This is a genomic window from Neisseria sp. P0001.S005 (assembly GCF_051963715.1).
Window position 1 is genome coordinate 1 of the sequence record NZ_JBQCTZ010000750.1, and the last position, 374, is coordinate 374.

General features: G+C 60.7%; 1 pseudogene. It reads right to left on the reverse strand.

The window, feature by feature from the left end:
• Positions 1-374, reverse strand: a pseudogene (locus ACTHSP_RS22685) ([protein-PII] uridylyltransferase); the annotation flags it as partial.

Consider the following 374-nt stretch of genomic DNA (forward strand, 5'->3'; position numbering starts at 1 on the left):
TGGGGACGGCTGGAGGTTTGATGGTTTTTGAGAACCGGAATGAGGATGCCGTTGAGTTGTTTGATGGCTTTGGTGGCGCGGTAGAAGGTGTGCATCAGGGCTTCGCTTCGGCCGCGGATGTCGGGTTGGGTGTAGCCTAAGCTTTCGGCAACTTGGGACTGGTAGTCGAAAAGCAGCCTGTCTTCGGGGTGGTCGGCGGTAAGGTGGAGGTGAATGCGGATGTTGGCGAGGCGGCGGTAGCCATGAGCCAGCATGCCGGCTTCGGTGCGTGTGAGGACGCCGGCGGTAACGAGGGCAGTGGGGTTGCTGTCTATGCCTTGTGCTTTGGCTGTCCAGATAAGGGTGTGGATGTCGCGCAGGCCGCCGGGGCAGGT